Source organism: Helicobacter rappini (genome assembly GCF_900198625.1).
Lineage (GTDB): Bacteria > Campylobacterota > Campylobacteria > Campylobacterales > Helicobacteraceae > Helicobacter_A > Helicobacter_A rappini.
The window spans coordinates 1-15,836 of sequence record NZ_FZPK01000050.1; the positions used below are offsets into that span (position 1 = coordinate 1).

At 35.2% G+C, this 15,836-nt stretch carries 14 protein-coding genes, 1 other RNA gene and 1 pseudogene; 11 read left to right on the top strand and 5 right to left on the bottom strand.

What is annotated here, in order from left to right; all coding sequences use genetic code 11:
- Positions 1–1,104: 1,104 nt before the first annotated feature.
- Both C6H17_RS09570 and waaC read right to left on the bottom strand, forming a co-directional pair.
- Entirely contained in the window at positions 1,105–1,875 is a 771-nt protein-coding gene (locus tag C6H17_RS09570; protein WP_005216866.1) for a hypothetical protein, read from the bottom strand.
- A gap of 89 nt (positions 1,876–1,964) precedes the next feature.
- Positions 1,965–3,047 (bottom strand): lipopolysaccharide heptosyltransferase I, encoded by a 1,083-nt coding sequence (gene waaC / locus C6H17_RS09575; protein ID WP_005216865.1) that lies wholly within the window; start codon positions 3,045–3,047, stop codon positions 1,965–1,967.
- A 124-nt stretch (positions 3,048–3,171) separates the two neighbouring features.
- Between waaC and pyrD the strand changes: the two genes are divergently transcribed.
- The 9 genes and pseudogenes from pyrD to C6H17_RS09615 all read left to right on the top strand — a co-directional run bounded on the left by pyrD (position 3,172) and on the right by C6H17_RS09615 (position 10,266).
- Positions 3,172–4,245, top strand: coding sequence for a dihydroorotate dehydrogenase (quinone) (pyrD, locus tag C6H17_RS09580; protein ID WP_005216864.1), 1,074 nt, complete (start codon positions 3,172–3,174; stop codon positions 4,243–4,245).
- 38 nt (positions 4,246–4,283) lie between these two features.
- Positions 4,284–5,552: a M16 family metallopeptidase gene (locus C6H17_RS09585; protein WP_005216863.1), complete on the top strand. Its 1,269-nt coding sequence runs from the start codon at positions 4,284–4,286 to the stop codon at positions 5,550–5,552.
- A gap of 77 nt (positions 5,553–5,629) precedes the next feature.
- A complete protein-coding gene (locus C6H17_RS09590; RefSeq protein WP_004086040.1) occupies positions 5,630–5,881 on the top strand; it encodes a hypothetical protein in 252 nt (83 codons plus the stop codon).
- A gap of 31 nt (positions 5,882–5,912) precedes the next feature.
- A pseudogene (locus C6H17_RS13470) lies at positions 5,913–6,047 on the top strand (hypothetical protein); the annotation flags it as partial.
- 9 nt (positions 6,048–6,056) lie between these two features.
- Positions 6,057–6,503, top strand: a complete 447-nt coding sequence (locus C6H17_RS09595; RefSeq protein WP_230475002.1) for a hypothetical protein — start codon at positions 6,057–6,059, stop codon at positions 6,501–6,503.
- 133 nt (positions 6,504–6,636) lie between these two features.
- Entirely contained in the window at positions 6,637–6,966 is a 330-nt protein-coding gene (locus tag C6H17_RS09600) for a YraN family protein (RefSeq protein ID WP_020995463.1), read from the top strand.
- 288 nt (positions 6,967–7,254) lie between these two features.
- A complete protein-coding gene (gene fliD, locus C6H17_RS09605; protein ID WP_005216860.1) occupies positions 7,255–9,294 on the top strand; it encodes a flagellar filament capping protein FliD in 2,040 nt (679 codons plus the stop codon).
- Positions 9,295–9,303: 9 nt separating this feature from the next.
- Positions 9,304–9,693, top strand: coding sequence for a flagellar export chaperone FliS (fliS, locus tag C6H17_RS09610; protein WP_004086047.1), 390 nt, complete (start codon positions 9,304–9,306; stop codon positions 9,691–9,693).
- Positions 9,694–9,924: 231 nt separating this feature from the next.
- Positions 9,925–10,266 (top strand): hypothetical protein, encoded by a 342-nt coding sequence (locus C6H17_RS09615; RefSeq protein ID WP_005216856.1) that lies wholly within the window; start codon positions 9,925–9,927, stop codon positions 10,264–10,266.
- 488 nt (positions 10,267–10,754) lie between these two features.
- Here C6H17_RS09615 and C6H17_RS09620 read toward each other — a convergent pair whose 3' ends face one another.
- A complete protein-coding gene (locus C6H17_RS09620; protein WP_004086050.1) occupies positions 10,755–11,894 on the bottom strand; it encodes an ABC transporter permease in 1,140 nt (379 codons plus the stop codon).
- Between the two features lie 168 nt (positions 11,895–12,062).
- Complete coding sequence (locus tag C6H17_RS09625) at positions 12,063–13,433, bottom strand: TolC family protein (protein WP_005216850.1); 1,371 nt, start codon at positions 13,431–13,433, stop codon at positions 12,063–12,065.
- A gap of 251 nt (positions 13,434–13,684) precedes the next feature.
- Here C6H17_RS09625 and C6H17_RS09630 point away from each other — a divergent pair, with 251 nt between their 5' ends.
- Positions 13,685–14,692 carry a radical SAM/SPASM domain-containing protein gene (locus C6H17_RS09630; RefSeq protein ID WP_005216847.1) on the top strand — a complete coding sequence of 336 codons (1,008 nt, stop codon included), beginning with the start codon at positions 13,685–13,687 and terminating at the stop codon, positions 14,690–14,692.
- A gap of 201 nt (positions 14,693–14,893) precedes the next feature.
- Positions 14,894–15,260, top strand: a transfer-messenger RNA (tmRNA) gene (gene ssrA / locus C6H17_RS09635).
- A 102-nt stretch (positions 15,261–15,362) separates the two neighbouring features.
- On the opposite strand, the gene C6H17_RS09640 is transcribed toward ssrA, so the two are convergent.
- Positions 15,363–15,836, bottom strand: a 474-nt coding sequence (locus C6H17_RS09640; RefSeq protein ID WP_158655018.1) for a glycosyltransferase, incomplete at its 5' end; no start/stop codon positions are given.

Sequence of the window (15,836 nt, forward strand, 5' to 3'; positions counted from 1 at the left end):
ATTTGCTTATGTAATTTTAATTTGTATCAAAGTATTAATTAATTTGTAATTTTGTATTGCTTAGTTTGTAACACTTTGTAAAGTGAAAATGTAGTATATAATCACTAGATAAAAATCATATAAAAAAGGCTTGTATTTTAAGTTATAATGTAAGGGTATTTTAAAGACAGGAAAGAAACAAAACTTTAAAACCTTATTCATACACCATAATCAAAACTGAAATCTTTAGAATATATGTTATTTTACTTATAATTTTATGTAGTAATGCAAAAAAGATACACAAAAAGTAAAAGGGCTTTTTTGCTTAGTGTTTAGAGTATCGGTATTTAGGGTGTTTGGAGCTTAGAAAGTATTGTATTTTTAAAGTATTGCACACAATTCAATTTGTCTATGTAATACATCTTTATGGTTTGCACAAGCAAAATATCTCGTGGCAAACTGTGAGAGTTGCACTATGGTTGTCTCTAGAAGATAAGACGATTGAAAAACTCAAGCGAAAAGTAGGGGAATACAATTTCTATGTAGAGACAGATGATATGAACCATGATAGATATAGTGTTTTAAATTATGTCGAAGCAGGAACAACATTGAATTTGTTTTTATTAAACATTCTGATGCTTTTGATACTGTTATGTCCATGGATCAACCCGCATGTAATCTTATTTTGGATATTTGGTTTTATAAAAAGGAAAAATTGCAAAATATTTTCCAGATATATTTGAAGATCAAATCGACATCTATGTTAACATTACCAATCCAAAGCACCCTAAAAGATAATAATGTTGAGAGAGATGAAAGGAGATAAAAATCTCAGACTTAGTCCTTTTAATCCTAGCAATCCGGAAGAATCAACTCTAGCATTGTAAAAACCGCATACATTGAGTTTCTATCCTGTGTTCGCATATTCTCAATAAAATTTTCGCATGGATAAAGTAGCATCCAAGAGATTATACCAATTGATCACTCATAGTAATGCAAACACTAACCCAAGCATAATCAAACGCACAACCCAATCGCATTTGAGAAAATATCTAGACTATATAGCATATCAACAAGTCTAATCCAATTCTCACAGATAGCAACTCTCTAAATTCAGCCAAATGCTTAGAATCTAAGTCCAGTCTCTAGCATGGTAGTCCATGCGTTGGCATGGGGAAGAGTTATAGTTTGATTATTGATTTGCACGGGACTACTTGCTGGTATATTATAATACTTTGCAATGGCTTTGATATAGAATCCTAGATTTCTTGTCATGCTTATATCCACACCAAGAGAGCCAAACAGACTATATCCAACATCACCTGTGCCACCATTTGCCGCCTCTGCCTTGCCTTGTGCGAAAGCATATATCGAATTTGCCGCACCGCCGCCAAAGCTATATAATAGACTAGTTCTTCCGCCAAATGACTTCCTGCCTTGCAACTCCGCACCATACATTGCCAAGCCATAGCCAAACGCACCCGCATATCCATCAACACCGCCAATGAAACTGATATAAAGCGGAGATTCTAAACTTGCAACATTGAATCCTATTTTGAAATGTGTCGCCGCAAATGCACCCACATTGCCACCAAGCAGACTGCCATTAAGATTGTCTGTAAAATCTGGTCCATAAACGCCCATAGACCCAGAGCCACCCTTCAAGTTTAAAGAAAATAGTAATCGCCGTATAACGATTAAGTCAATATCTAACGCACCATAGCCGCCCTTAAAATCCCCATCTGCTCTATTATTACCACCAAAATCAGTATAGATTCCACCGATACCGACATTACCACCGACACAAATTATAGAATCACAAGCCGCATTCGCACTCACTCCAAGCACACTTGCCAACACGATACTTAATCCTAGCCTTTTATACATTTTTACCATGATTTCTCCTTTTCAATTTAATGGCAAATCGGCTTATTTTACAAAAAGATAACTAAGACAAAGCTTAAAAGCATATTCGCAATGATTACTCACTCTTGCAAAGATTCTAAAGCTCCTAAAGATTCAAGCACATTGTGTTTAAAGACTTCAAATATCTCTCGTGGTTCTATGCTTTCAATCTCAAAGTTTGTGCCTTTTGAGACGACATAAGGATTCCCAAGCAATACACGGCTAAGCTTTGTATCTCGCATGTTTTTACCGCTACTCTCTGTGTTATTCCCATAAAGTGTAATGCAGTTTGTCCCCATAGCCCATGCAAGATGCGTTACGCCTGTATCACCACCGATAGCACAATCAACCTGTCTTAATACAAATTTCAAGCTATTAAAGTCAAGCTTATCAAGCTGCGTAGCCTTTAATCCTTGCTTTTTTAACAGCGTAAGCATAGAATCTGCCCTGTCTTTATCCTCATTCCATAGAATGTGAAAATGGCAATTTTGCAATAAGCCTTGCAGTAATTGTGCTAATTTTGCGTATTTTTCTATTGGATACATTTTCTCTTTAATAGAAGCTTCAAGGATAAATAAAAAAGTATAGGGCTTTTCTTCCATATGATTTAGTGCTGAAAAATGCGAAGTAAGAGATTCTGCAATAAAATGATAGCTAAAGCCTAGCCCTTGTGAATGCAGTGGCATAACTCGCTCAAGTGTAAAAGGGTTTGCCTGAAACTCTTTTATATGACTAAAAAGCACAGAGAAATTTCGCTCAAGGATATTAGAATCATAGGGTATTGATACCTTATGTGTATAAAAATAGCTAGCAAAGCCCTCCCTTGCCCCATCTTTAGAGAATCCAACAAATTTTTTAGACACAAGGCATTTACCGACAATGGCTGACTTTATAAGCCCCTGCATATCTACCACCATGTCAAATTCACCGCAACTCTTACAATATCTTCGTATCTCTAAAAGCCCGCCTATGCTTTTTAAAAGCTTTTTAAATGGCAGTGAGTGAATCTTTGTAATACAAGGGGAATGCTCCAAAATACCGCTAAATCTCTCATCAACAAACCATTCTATCCTATAATCCCCAAGAGCCTTAAGTCCAGCAAGCATGCTTGATGCGATGACAACATCACCAAATGCAGATAATCGTATGATAGCAATTCTCATATTTTTCCTTTCTGTGAAATTAAGATTATAGCATAGATAAGCTTAGAAACTTTTTGTCATATTAAGCAGGATTTTATTGTGTTTTGATATAATCTAGCATTTTGTTTATTATTAAGGGTTAAACATGGGATTCTATAAAAAAATACGACCTTATTTGTATAAATGTGATGCCGAAAAGATTCACAACTTCGCAATAAAAGTAATGAAAATGCCACAAAAGATTCCATTATTTGAATCTATGATTGCAAAGTGCTATTGTCGTATCCATGAGAATTTAGCTCAAGATATACATGGTTTGCATTTCTACAATCCCATAGGACTTGCAAGTGGATTTGATAAAAACGCGGAAGCGGTGCGACCTTTAGCTAGTCTTGGCTTTGGATATTTAGAGTTAGGTAGCGTTACACAAATGCCTCAAGATGGGAATGAAAAGCCTCGCATGTTTCGCCATGTAGAAGAAGAGAGTTTGCAAAATGCAATGGGCTTTAATAATATCGGGGCAAGGGGAATGTTGGCACATTTAAAGGAAGTATATCCCTTTTGTATCCCGCTTGGTATAAATATTGGCAAAAATAAGAATATCGCACAAGGTGATTCTCTAAAAAATTATGAATTAAGCCTTGATACACTCAAAGACTATGGCGATTATTTCACCTTTAATCTCTCATCGCCAAATACGCCCGGTTTGCGTGATTTACAAAATGAGAGCTTTGTAAAAGAGCTTATGGAGATGGCAAAAAGCACAACAAATAAGCCAATTTTCATTAAAATATCGCCTGATATGGAGATAGAATCTATGCTCGCTGTATGCGATGCGGCTATCCAAAATGGTGTAAATGGGATCATTGCTACAAACACAAGCATTGATTATAGCCTTGTCTCAAATCCAGTGAAAAAAAATGATGTATGCTTTGGTGGTCTTAGCGGTAAAGCTATTAGCACAAAATCTAAAGAGGTTTTAAGAATCTTAGGGAAGAATTTTCATAAGAAAACTACGCTTATTTCTGTTGGCGGCATTGGCGATTCTAATGAAGTGTATGAAAGAATAAAGCTTGGGGCAAGTTTAGTGCAGATTCTAAGCAGTATGATATATGAAGGTCCAACGCTTATATCTCGCATGAATAATGAGTTAGCAGAAAAGCTAAAAGCCGATGGATTCAAGCATATAAACGAAGCGATTGGAGTAGCGATTCAATGATGAAGTTATATCAAAAAATTGTATTAGGAGTTTGCATAATGAGTAGTATTGCATTTGGTAGTGTATTGCCAAAATATGAAAGTAAGATTCTTGAAAATGGTTTGCAAGTCGTGGTGATTCCACTGCATAATAAAAGTAATGTAATTGAGACAAATGTATTTTATAAAGTCGGCTCTCGTAATGAAGTCATGGGGAAAAGCGGTATAGCACACATGCTAGAACACATGAATTTTAAAACAACAAAGAATCTAAAAGCTGGTGAATTTGATGAGATAGTAAAGCAAATGGGCGGTGTGAATAATGCTTCTACAAGCTTTGATTATACACGCTATTTTATTAAATCTAGCACACAAAATCTAAATAAATCCTTAGAGCTTTTTGCCGAACTCATGCAGAATCTAGAGTTTATAGATTCTGAATTTCAATCAGAAAGAGATGTGGTAGCACAAGAGAGATTATGGCGGACAGATAATACACCAAGTGGCTATTTATACTTTCGCTTTTTTAATACCGCCTATGTTTATCACCCATATCATTGGACTCCAATCGGCTTTATGACTGATATACAAAATTGGAGTTTGCAAGATGTGAAAGGCTTCCATGAGACTTACTATCAACCACAAAATGCGATATTGCTTGTAAGCGGCGATGTCAATCCACACGATGTATTTAGCGGTGCGGAAAAATATTTTAGCAAGATTAAGAATAAAGGCGAGATTCCAAAGGTGATTATGCAAGAGCCAATCCAAGATGGCATAAGAGAAGCCTATATCAAAAAGGATACAGGCGGGATAGAATGGCTTATCATGGGCTTTAAAACCCCAAGCTTCACGCATAAAGACCAAGTAGCACTAGAGGCTATCGGCGATATATTAGGCGGTGGAAAAAGTGCGATTTTACCCTCTATCTTGCAAGATAAATTGCAACTTGCTTCATCTGTGAGTGCGTATAATATGGATATGATTGACTCAGGCATGTTTATCATTATAGCAACAGGCAATGCGGGAGTAAGTGCAAATGCTTTGAAAGAAGAAATATTAAAACAGATTGAAAAGCTAAAAAAAACACAAATCACACAGGCACAGCTTGATAAAATTAAGATAAACACTCGTGCAAGTTTTATTTATAGCTTAGAGAGTGCAAGCTCTGTGGCAGGGCTATTTGGATCATATTTTGTGCGAGGTGATATACAGCCACTGCTAGATTATGAAAAAAATCTAGAATCTTTAAACACCAAACAGATTCAAGAAGTCGCAAAAAAATACCTTGCGCTAGATCAAGCAACAACTTTGATTATGAGAAAGTAGAAAACAAAATTTCTATTTTTATTTTCTATCAAACTTTGATACAATAGCACAACTATATTTTAATAAAAAGGAAAAACATGATAAATCATGAAGCCATAGCAGAATTTTCAGAAATGACTGCGAGAGAAAGGCAGTTTGTGCTTGAGTGTATAGAAGACAAGAAGCCAAAAAAGATTCTAGAAATTGGTGTTGCCGCTGGAGCGAACAGCACGCTTATTTTAGATTTTCTTGAAAAGCACAATAGCCTTAACTCTACCGCATTTTATGCCATCGATTACAATAAAACATATTATCGTGATCTAGAATGGGGGGGGGGGGGTAACAACTAAAAATCCGCGTGAAAGCGGCTTTCTAGTTGATTTGCTTGTCCCTCATTTAAGAGATTATTATCAGGTTTATAAGGGTGGGTATTGTGCAAAATACTTAGAAAATGTAGGGGATTCCATTGATTTATGCATAATTGATACTGTGCATGCCCAACCCGGAGAAGGGCTAGATTTTCTAATGGTGCTACCATATCTTAGTGAAAATGCCACAATAATTTTACACGATATTGCATATCATACAATGGATTTTGATAATCGCCACCATAACATTTGTGCTCTTCTCTTTTTAAGCTTATTTGGAAAAAAGACTATCCCGCAACCCTATGATAATTATGGCACTGCATTTCAAAATATTGGTGCTTGTGTGCTTGATAGCGATCAAAGTAGATTCTATGAATATTATTTTAGAATCCTGCATTTTCCATGGGTGTATATGCCTCCAAAGAAAGATATGCTAGTGTTTAAAAATCACATAGCAAAACACTATCCGCAAGACTTGATAGAAGCATTCGACAATATGGAAACTCTGCAATCACAATGGTTTAATCTTGAGAGTATTGCGAAAATGTCAAAATGGAAAAAATTTAGAAGAAGAGTAAAAGCATATTTTAAAAGAACAAGATGATTTGTGTGATGAGAATCATGAATCTACACTCCTTAAATCAAACTAAAGTCTGTTATTATGTCATTAATAAGACTTGATAAAGATTGATTTAACTTGATATAATAACATAATTTAAGTGTAGGCTATGGTTTTCATGCGACAAAAGGGTAGATATTACGAGCAAGTAGCATTAGAATATCTTATAAGTTTGGGGTTTGAGTTTATTGAGCAAAATTTTCATAGTCGTTATGGTGAAATCGACCTTATTATGAAAAAAGATTCTATCCTGCATTTTATAGAAGTAAAATCATCACATTGTATCAATCCACTTGCAAATATCACGCCAAAAAAGCTAGAAAGACTCACAAAAACTATACATGTCTTTTTAGACCAAAGACAGATTGTAAGCCATTTTTGCATAGATGCGGTGAGTATCTATAAAGACAATATTACATTCATTGAAAATATTACATTTGGATTGTAATATAATATTTTTTAGAATCGATATCAAAAATTATGTTTATGCAATGGCAAAAAAAGACTAGCCAAGTAGCCAAAAATATTTAAAGTTATTACAACAAAATACTTTAAGATTCTATAAAAATGCCGATTAGAGAGTATGTTTTGTATTCTAGTCTAAAAAAATGTTGGATACAATACAAAAAAGATTCCATATTACACAAGCACAATATGTAAGTATGGAATATAAATTTCTTATACTTTTGATTGAACTTATTTGAATATAAATCGCAATGTTGTTTAGGAGTGCGTTATGGCAGGAAAGATTACTTCTCTTGGGCTTGGTAGCTCGGTTTTAAATGCTGATGTTATTGATAAATTGCGTAAAGCCGATGAAGACAATGTTATTAAACCTGTTGATAAAAAAATGGAGCTAAATATTGAGAAGCAAAAGCAACTTGTAGAAATAAAAACTGCCCTTGAAACATTGCGACAACACACACGCAAACTCTCTGACTACTCTACATTCTTAGGGCGAAATGTAAGCGTATCTGGCGAAGCAGTAAAAGCTAGTGCAGCAGCTGGTGTGCCTGTGCAAAATATCAATATGGAAGTAAAACAACTTGCAAAAAGCGATATTAATGAAGTCGGCACAAAGTTTGCCTCAAGAGATGATGCCTTTAGTAATGATGATGGTGTGCTTGACTTTTTTAGCGATGGGCAAAGCTATCGCGTTGAGATAAAAGGGGGAATGACCGTTGGTGAAGTGAGCCAAGCCATAACCGATGCGACAAATGGAAAAATCATGGGTTCTATTATGAAAATCGGCGGGGAAAAGCCCTATCAACTTATGATTAACTCAAAAGAGACAGGCGAGAATAGTAGAATCTATTTTGGTTCTCTTTTACGATCAGAGGGCATGGGGAATCTTGATATTGACTTACAAGGGGAGCAAGACTTCTTCATAGAAGTAAAAGGCACAGATGGACAAATGCATAAAATAAGTGTTACTCTCAACATTCCACAATCTGCTAGTGATAGATTCCTAATGCTACAAAATGCGCTAAAAGAAGCCTTAAGTGCGAATGAAGCAACAAAAGATTTAGTAGAAAGTGGTGATATTACCTTTGGATTGCCAAATGAGGGCAGAGGCTTTATTATCAACGATAAAAGAGGCTTTAAGATTAATGTCGGCGGGGATAAAACGGGCAATCTAGGCTTTATGCAAAAAGAATCAAAATCACAAGATTTATATTCAAGCAATATTGAAGTAAAAGAGGGGGCGCTTACAGGTAGCTTTCAAGTCAATGGCAATACGATAGATTTAGCCCAAATCACAAAGAAAGAAAATACCGCAGACCAAAACGCCCAAGCAGTAGCAGAAGCTCTCAATACAATCAGTGGAGTGCAAGCAAGCACTAGTCAAAATAAAATCGCTTTAAATAGCGATGGCGTTACCATTGATATTAAGGCTACAAGTCCAGAAGAAACACAAGCCCTTGAGAGTGTCGGATTAAAAGCGGGGAAATATAGCGGTTTCTCATCATTGCAAAAAAATGTGCTAAAGATTAAGAATGTGCAAAGTGCTGCAGATTCTGAAGTGCTATATAATGGTGCGACAATCAAGCGTCCAAGTAACACTATCGATGATATTGTAGGCGGATTAACCATAAACTTACAAAAAGTATCAGAAGAGGGCAAACCAGATGTAATAAGCATTACGCAAAATACAGAAGACATCGTAAAAGAGATACAAGAGTTTGCAAAAGTATATAATGAAACCGTGCCAAAGCTAGATGCGGTTACAAAGTTTGACCCAGATACAAAACGAGGTGGGGTATTTAATACTGAAACGCTTATAAGGAGCATTCGCCCAGATTTAAACCAAGCCATTACCCAACATATTGCAAATGGACTTGAAGTAAAAAGCTTAATGGATTATGGAATCTCGCTGAATGATAAAAGCGTTATGCAGCTTGATGGCGGCAAACTCTCAAGTGCCTTAAGTGCTGACCCAGAAAAAGCAAAAGAAGTGTTTTATGGTGGGGAAAAAAAGGATAGTTTAGGAAAATATAATAGATATGATGGAGTTTTTACAAAAGTAAATAAAGTTTTAGCCGATTTATTAGAAGGTGGAAACGCTAAGTTAAAAACTTTTGAGCAAACACTTGAAAGAGAGCTAAAAAACTACAATCAAGAGAAAGACAAAGCAAAGAAAATGCTTGATGCTAGATATGATACCATGCAGCAGAGATTTGCGTCTTTTGATGAGCAAATAGCAAAAGCAAATAACTCTTTCAATGCCGTTCAAATGATGATAGACCAAGCCGCCGCTAACGACAAAAAGAAATAAGGAGCAGTTATGAGAGCGTTTAATGCCCATAATATGTATCAGCAAAATTCTGTAAGCGTGGAAAGCCCAGCAAAGCTTATAGAAATGTTGTATGAAGGTATTTTGAGGTTTTTAGGTCAGGCACGCAGATGTATGGAGCAAGAAGACATTGATATAGAAAAGAAGATTTACTATATCAATAGGACTACTGATATATTCACGGAACTATTAAATGTCCTTGACTATGATAGGGGCGGTGAAGTAGCAGTATATCTTACAGGGCTTTATACGCATCAAATTAAGCTTTTAACACAGGCTAACATGGAGAATAATGTCGAAAAAATCGATATTGTTATGAATGTAGCAAAGGGCTTATTAGAGGCATGGAGAGAAATACATCAAGAAGAGCTAGGACGCTAGTATCTTTTGCAAACAATTTGAATACACTTTTATAGAATCTTGTGTTGGATTCTATAACTTCTTTCATCTTTCATATTTTATTCACTTCAATATCAATAAATCGTTTGACATGTTGTTTTTTGTGTTTAGATTCAAACGACTACTATATAATTTACGAAGCGAAATATTTGGCATGGAATCGAAAAAAGATATTTTTCTCATAGAACTCAAAATGACAAGAGCCTAGATTCTATGCAAACTTATAACACAAGCCTATACTCCCATTTACTTGCAACACATTTTGCCTATGGATATGGCTCGCATTTTGAAACTTATAAGGGCACATTTCAAAGCCATGCGTTAAGTTTTTCTCTCATGGATAGAATCTTATTAGAAAACATTAATATTGACATAGGTTTGCATGGGGCATTTGGCTTTTTTGCAACAAGAGATATGTTGCAGTTTTCTAGCACAAGCACAGCTTTTAATAGCGATTTTAACGCATATAATCTCAACGCAAATGTAAATATAGGCTATCCATTTATTTTTCAAAGCTTCTCCATAGCCCAGTTGCAGGGCTTAGACAAAGCATAATCACACAAAGCCCATAGCAAAATTAATTCTTTAGAGCATATAATCTGTTAATGTCGTGGTGCAAACTACGACAATGTAAGCAAGAATACACTACCATTTGTATTTCTTGCTTATCTAGTATTTAATAAAGCTTTATGTGCTTGATTAGCACTAAAAGTTTATTGTTTGGTGGTACTTTTGTTTAGCCTTTAAGATTAATTCAAAAAGATGCAAACAACAAGGATGCCCGTAGGCTTATAAACACAATTAATCATTAAAAGAAATATATAAGATTTGCTAAACCTTGATTACATAGCTAAAGATTGTGCAATATAACACATTGCAGCTTTTATAACTTCCTTAAGTAAGGCTTTGCAAGTGTCAATACTTGTTTGGGCGTTGGTGGGCGTAAGCACTAAAAAATAATAAAAACCATATTATCATTTTGTCGCACCCATGCAATCCCTGCATTTTTTGAGTCTTTTAAGATAATCAATAAATGCAAACAATTAACGCTTAAACTTCTTCTTAAGTCTCACATAACTTAACACAAAGCATACACAAAAGATTAAAGCTAGGGCATAGAAATTTGGCATGATATTATGCAAACTATCGCCCATTTGATTGAGCCGTATAAAGCCATTAATACCATGATATGCAGGGATAAGATTCACAAGCCATTGTAAGACTTGCGGCAATAGCATAACAGGATAGATAAAGCCCATCATAAACACAAGCGGTAGCGATGATATAAGTATAATCTGCGTTGGCAAGGCGCTATCACTTATAAAAGTGCTAAGAAACATACCAAATGCCGCACAACTTGCAATAAACATCAATCCAAAGAACCAAAAATCAAAAGGATTCGCAGTCGTATGGATACCATAAATCTTAAAAAACACACCAAAATAAAGCAAAAACAGCACGACATAAATACCGCTAAACACAAAGATTCTAGCCCATAAAACATAGCTTAAAGGTGCGGTGTTAAAGTAGTGTTTCTCGTGATTTTCATGGGCTTTATTTTGACTTGCCCCTTGTATCATAATCCCAGCGATAAGCGTTTGATGTAGGATAAATACCAAGATAGCCGCTAAAGCGTAATTAATGTAGCCTACTGAAGGATTAAAAAGCGGTATAGAATCAAACCTTACAAGTGTCGTATCATCACCAATGTTGATTTCACCCTTTAGGGCTTTTGCTTTGAGTTTAATCTCATTGCTCCAGTAATTTCCCACTTCATTTAAGCCCTCAATAATCGTGCCATATATCAAAAAATAGGACGCATTCGCACGATATAAAAGTGTAGTTGGCACACCTTTATACATATTAGATTCAAAACCTTTGGGGATACTTAACTGCCCATAGACTTCACTTCTCTCAAGCATGTCTTTTGCCGCTTTTAAAGAATACACGACATGTTCTACTTGCAAATTCTCACTCGCATTTACAAGGAAAATGAAATCTTTTGAAAGCTTTGTATTGTCTAAATCAAGGACTACAATTTTTTGCTTACGCACCACATCTGCATAATAGGGTGTAGGATACAAGAATACATAAAGCAGTGAGCCTACAAATACCACAAAAACAATCGTGATATTGCTAAATACTGCCTTTAATTCTTTACCAACCACCTCTAAAAAAGTCATTTTTCTGCCTTTAATTCTTTTGCATGCTTCTCTAATGCCTTTTGTAATTATGCCTAAAAATTACAACTTTTGTTTGGGATTAACCTCTGTGTTGTGGAATGCTGACAACTCATTTTAAGTTGAAATTGAATTTCAGATTCTAACCTAATAGGGCTATTGCCATTTTACCTATTGGATATACTGCTCTAGCTCTTGTCCGCTATAAAAGATATAGTTTGCTTTTTGAATCTCATAGTTATTCAAAGCTTGAATGAAAGTAGATTCCGCATCATACTTTGTGCTTAAAGCCTGTAAATATTCTGTAAAAGTAACTAGGTTTGCATCATATCGCTTTTTCATGTTGTCATAAGAGAGATTTGCGGATATAAGACTTGCTTTTGCGCTTTTTATTTGATTTTGTGCGACTTCAATGGCTTTTCTGTATAGCTCTTCATCTTTTTTTTGCTCATTTTTTTTGTAAGCAAGATTCTTTTCTGTTGCAAGTTGGGCTAGGCGAAATGACTGCTTTTGCATACTCTGCCCGATCTTTGCAAATAAGCCATAACTCACCACAACGCTAAATGTATTTTGATGGTCAGCATACGACATAAGAAAGCTTGGCGGTAAAGTCCCGCTGTTTATTAGCCCTTTTGCAAAGTCTGGAATCTGAATATTGTAAGTATAGCTATCTTGGATATTTAGCACAGGAAAATAATGTAATTGCTTATTTAAATATTTTTGTGCTTGCACTTGATATTCAAGCGATTTAATATCATCTCTATCTTGGAGTTTGAAGCTAGGAGATTCTATCCGCACGCGTTTTAGAGATTCTATCTTTGTGTTTGTGAGATACTCTAACATGAGTTTGCTTTGCTCTAAGGCAAGCTTTGCATCATCGATTTGATATTGTGTTAATGCTGCTTGTGATTTGAGTGATTCTAAATCGGCAATGGTTTTTAAGCCTTGATTATAAAGCTTTTGCACTCTATCTACATCAGAGTTTATTTGCTCTAGCTTTTGCTCTAGTGTTAAAAGCTTTGATTCATTGCTAAAATAAGTATAGTATTGCTGCACGACTTGCAGATAAATGCTCTGTTTTGTGTATTTGCTATCATAGCTTGCTTTTGTTGCAGTTGCACCCTTTTCTCTAATGGCATTGTAATCAGCATAATCAAGCTTCATGTTAAACGCAAGTTGTGCATTTTGCGTGGTGTAGCTCATTGGCACACTCGCACTTGAATGATTGAAGTTGTATTTTGCATCAAGCGTTGGGATTAATGCCATGATTTGCACTAAATGGTCTTTATCGGCTTGTCTAGCAAGTAAGTCTTGGGCTTGCAGGGCATAGTTATTATTTGCACTATTGAGTAGTTCCTTAAGGCTTAATCCACCAGAATCATTGCGTAAAACATTCTCTAAACGCAAGGTGATTTCATTTTCTTGCATATTGTTTTGTAATGTTGTATTTTGTGGTGTTGCGGTAAATGTGCTATTACTTATAGGTTCTGCGTGCATACATGCAAATATGCAGCAGATACTCATTGCGATTTTTCTAATCACACAAACTCCTTTCAAATTATTTGCATACGCAATTAAAATTGATATTTTATTCTCTCAAGGTAAATAAATTTATATATGGCAGTGTTTTGGTGGGCAATGCTACATTGGATTTACGCAACTAAACAACAAAGATAAAAATATACTCGACAATTTGTTTTTGTGCGTTTTTATTAGCCCTTGACTTGTTTTTTTTTTTTTGTAGAATGCCGCCACAACATAACCTAGAGACAACATGGAGACAAAGAGACAACATGGAAGAATCGCACAGACTAATAAGAAAATACTCACGCTTTATACCTATCAAAAAATGGCGACATGATTTTAGGGAAACACTCATAAACACATTGCATACACAAAAAGGTGCAATATTGCAAGATTATGCTAAGCTTGTAACCCCGACAAATGATAGAGAAACGCAAAAACAAATTCTAAAGCGTAATGTAAGGCTGGTGGAAATAGAAATTGCTTCATTCTGCAATAGAAAATGTTGGTTTTGTCCAAACTCTTTTGTTGATAGGTATTCTAGTAGTATCGAACTGCCAGAACATGTGTATTTAAAAATAATTGACAATTTGGCAGAAATAGATTATAGCGGTATGATAAACTTCCACAGGTTTAATGAGCCTCTTGCAAATAAAGAATTAATTCTAAAAAGGGTGAAACAAGCAAGAAAGTCTCTGCCAAAAGCCTTACTTGGTATCTTTACAAATGGCGATTATTTAGATAGAGATTATTTAGATTCCTTAAGGGAAGTCGGCATAGGACATATAACAATGTCGTATTATTTTGGTAAGAATATAGAATTTGATGTGGAAAATGTCATTAAACCTGCTATAAACAAGATGGCAAATAAACTTAATTTACAATATAAAGAGGTTGTGAATGATGATAGGCAATATGGTGTTCGATTTATCTATGATGGTATGGATATGATTTATCGCGCATGGAATCCACGCGTAAATGCTAGCAATAGGGCTGGTTCTATAAATGATGAGCGTATTCCTAGTGTGAAAAGGGATTTTCCTTGTTACTACCCATTGCGTGAAATTTTCATTGACTACAATGGGCTTGTTATGCCATGTTGCAATATGCGTAGTGATGTCGAAACACATAAGCAATTTGTTTTGGGAGACATAGCTGAAGTTGATTTATTTGAATTATTTATGAATGAAAAATTTATAAAAATACGCAAGGCATTAATGTCCAATACGCCGCAATATGAGGTATGTAAATATTGTGATTACAAGATAAATTTATAAATAATATGAAACCTTGCATTATAATGAGGACATTTTTGTTGCAATATCTCTATTTTTCTATATGCTAATGCGTGTCTTATTTAGAATCTATGTCGCAGCGTGTTTTGTATTTCCTGTGAATTTTAGCTTTAATATATGGCGTTAAGAATGTTTTTTATGCAATTTGAAAATAATTTGCTATAATTTCGGACCATGTGATTTGGGGCTGTTTTGGCTTTCGACGGAAGTTTTATAGCAGTTTAAGCATACCAGCTGATACCTGTAACTATCAACAAACAATAAACGCAAACAACGCGAATTACGCTCCAGCTTACGCAAAAGTAGCGTGAGTTTAATCTCCTTTTGGAGCCAGATTCTTCTGTCTTTATCGGGAGATTTTAGAATCTGTCATCAATCCGATTGCTTGAGTGTTTTTGCCTAGTGATACTCAAAAAGATTATAGGCTTTGATACATTCCATTTTGCATGTTTTAAGGGGTGTGTTAAGATAACAAAACATTGCTAAGTATGTAGAAATCTCTGTAGGATAGGATTTTCGGACTGGGGTTCAATTCCCCACAGCTCCACCATTATATTTTTATCACATAGTTTTTGTTTTCATTGAGTAATAAGAATAATTAAATTTATCTGTCCATATCATCTCATTTTTTTAAAATAAATCATTTTAGCTTCTATCGCTTCAATGCAGTAAGTAAATCTTGCCATTCTTGCATGATGACTTCTTTACTAAATCTCTCTTTTGCTAGAATAAGGCTTTGCCTACCCATTTCTAATCGCATAGCTTCATTACTTAGAAGTTCTCTCATCGCTTCGCACAAAAGATTCTCATCTCCATCTGGCACAAGGATTCCATTTTTATGATAGGCTACACCATTTTTTATCTCTGGATTTGGAGCAAAGCAATCTCTAATCGTGCCTATATCATAAGCTACAATAGGCAGTCCATAGCTTGCCGCTTCGATTAAAACCATAGGCATAGATTCTGTATGGCTACTCATTACAAAAATATCGGCGTTTAAATACACAGATTCCATATCGCTAGTAAAAGGTTTTAAAAGAATATAATCTTTCGTTTGTAAGTTTAGAATCTGCTTTTCTAACAAAACTTTTTGACCACAATCTTCACCTATAATCTCTAATTGCCA